The 2,745-nt window shown below is 63.8% G+C and carries 1 protein-coding gene; it reads left to right on the forward strand.

Features of this window, described 5'->3' with window-relative positions:
- Positions 1-2,745 (forward strand): indolepyruvate ferredoxin oxidoreductase family protein (locus JOZ76_RS17235; RefSeq protein WP_291700042.1); only part of this gene is annotated, 2,745 nt, incomplete at both ends.

Here is a 2,745-nt window from a genome sequence, read left to right on the forward strand (position 1 = left end):
TCGACCGCTGCGGCGACGTATTCCGGCACGGCAATGCCGCCGGCTCCGCCAAGAACGGCGGCGTGCTGTGCCTTGCCGGCGACGACCACGGCGCCAAGTCGTCGACGGTGCCGCATCAGTCGGACCACGCCTTCATCTCCGCGCTGATGCCCTATCTCTATCCCTCAAGCATCCACGAGATGATCGAGATGGGCCTCTTGGGAATAGCGATGTCGCGCTATTCCGGCTGCTGGGTCGGCATGAAGGTGATCACCGAGACGGTCGAGACCACGGCCGAGATCGACCTCACCGACGAGATGACGCCGTTCGTCACGCCTGCCGATTTCGAGCTGCCGCCAGGCGGCCTCAATCTGCGCTGGCCCGACGACCGCTTCGCGCAGGACCTCAGGTTGCAGGACTATAAAGGCTATGCCGCGATCGCCTTTGCCCGCGCCAACAAGGTGAACCGCGTCACCATGGATTCGCCGAACGCGCGCTACGGCATCATGGCCTCGGGCAAGAGCTATGAGGACATGCGCCAGGCGCTGCGCGAACTCGGCATCACCGAAGAGGTCGCCGCCAAGATCGGGCTTCGTCTCTACAAGATCGGCATGCCCTGGCCGCTGGAGCCGGAGGGTGTACGGCAGTTCGCGGTCGGGCTCGAAGAAATTTTCATCGTCGAGGAACGCCGCGAGATCGTCGAGAACCAGGTCAAGCAGGAGCTGTTCAACTGGCGCGACGATGTCCGCCCGCGCATCGTGGGCAAGATGGACGAGCACGACAAGCGCTTCCTGACTTTCGCGGCGGAGCTTTCCGTTGCCTCCCTTGCCTCCTCGCTCACCGAACGTCTCCTTCGCCTCGATCTCAATCCCGAAATCGCCAGCATGCTCCGCGCCAAGGCCGACTGGTTCAACGGCCGCGAGGCGAGCCAGGTGCAGGCGGTCTCCCCGATCAGCCGCACCCCATATTTTTGCTCGGGCTGCCCGCACAACACTTCGACCAAGGTGCCCGAGGGCAGCCGCGCCATGGCCGGGATCGGCTGCCACTTCATGGCGCTGTGGATGAACCGCAACACCGAAACGTTCACGCATATGGGCGGGGAGGGCGTGCCGTGGGTTGGCATCGCCCCGTTCACGAACGAGAAGCACATCTTCGTCAATCTCGGCGACGGCACCTATTTCCACTCCGGCATCCTGGCGATCCGCCAGGCCATCGCCTCCAAAGCCAACGTCACCTACAAGATCCTCTACAACGACGCGGTCGCGATGACCGGCGGCCAGCGCCATGACGGCGATCTCTCGCCACAGCAGATCACCTTCCAGCTCCACGCCGAGGGAATGCGCGAGATCTATCTGGTCTCGGAGAATCCCGATCTCTATCCGTCCCACACCATCGCGCCCGGTGTAAAGCTTGCGCATCGTGACGAGCTCGAAAACGTCATGAAGATCCTGCGCGAGACGCCTGGCGCGTCGGCGATCGTGTTCGTGCAGACCTGCGCCGCGGAAAAGCGCCGCCGTCGCAAGCGCGGCACGATGGAGGATCCGCCGCGCCGGCTCTACATCAATCCGGCGGTCTGCGAAGGCTGCGGCGACTGCTCGGTGCAGTCGAACTGCATCTCGGTCGAGCCGCTGGAGACCGAGTTCGGCCGCAAACGCACCATCAACCAGTCGAGCTGCAACAAGGATTATTCCTGCCTGAAGGGCTTTTGTCCCTCCTTCGTCACCATCGATGGCGGGTCCTTGCGCCACCGTGCGCCGGCCGATCTCGGCGCGATCGGCCATCTGCCGGAGCCCCTGACCAGGCCGCCGCTGGACCGGCCCTACAACATCGCGGTCGGCGGCGTCGGCGGCACCGGCGTGCTGACCATCGGCGCGCTCTTGGGCATGGCCGCCCATATCGAGGGCAAGGCCTCCATGATCCTCGATATGTCCGGCCTCGCCCAGAAAGGCGGCGCGGTGCTCAGCCATGTGCGACTGTCCGAGCATACCAAGGACGTGACCTGCTCGCGCATCGTTACCGGCACCGCCGATCTCGTGATCGCCGCCGACGAGATCGTGGCGGGCTCCAAGGACACCATCACGCTCTGCGAGTCCGGCCGCACCGTCGGCATCATCAACAGCCATCTGATCCCGACCGCGGATTTTGTCCTCAACCGCGATTTCAATTTCCAGAACCGCAAGGTCGTCAGCGTGCTCGAAAACGCGCTGCGCAAGGAGTCCGCGTTCTTCGACTTCACCAATCCGGCGGAGGCGCTGCTCGGCGATGCCATCGCCACCAACATGATGATGCTGGGCTATGCCTATCAGAAGGGTTTTTTGCCGCTGACGGCCGAGGCGATCGAGCAGGCGATCGAGATCAACGGCGTCGCGATCAAGATGAACACCGAGGCGTTCCGGCTCGGGCGCCTTGCCGTTGTCAATCCCGAACGGCTGGCCATCATGCTGGAGGGCCACGAGGCGCCGGTGGTCCCGAAAACGCTGGACTCGATGTCGCTGGACGAGATCATCGCCCATCGCAGCGCGCATCTGACTGAGTACCAGAACAAGCGGCTCGCCCAGCGCTACCAGAAACTCGTCGACCAGGTGCGCGAGGCGGCGACAACGGGCGGCCATGGCGATACGTTGCCGCGCGCGGTCGCGATCAACTATGCAAAACTGCTGGCCTACAAGGACGAGTACGAGGTGGCGCGGCTGTTCACCGACGGCAGCTTTGAGAAACAGCTCGCCGAGCATTTCGAGGGCGATTACAAGATCAGCTTCAACCTGG

Source organism: Bradyrhizobium sp., from assembly GCF_019244115.1.
Taxonomy (GTDB): domain Bacteria; phylum Pseudomonadota; class Alphaproteobacteria; order Rhizobiales; family Xanthobacteraceae; genus Bradyrhizobium.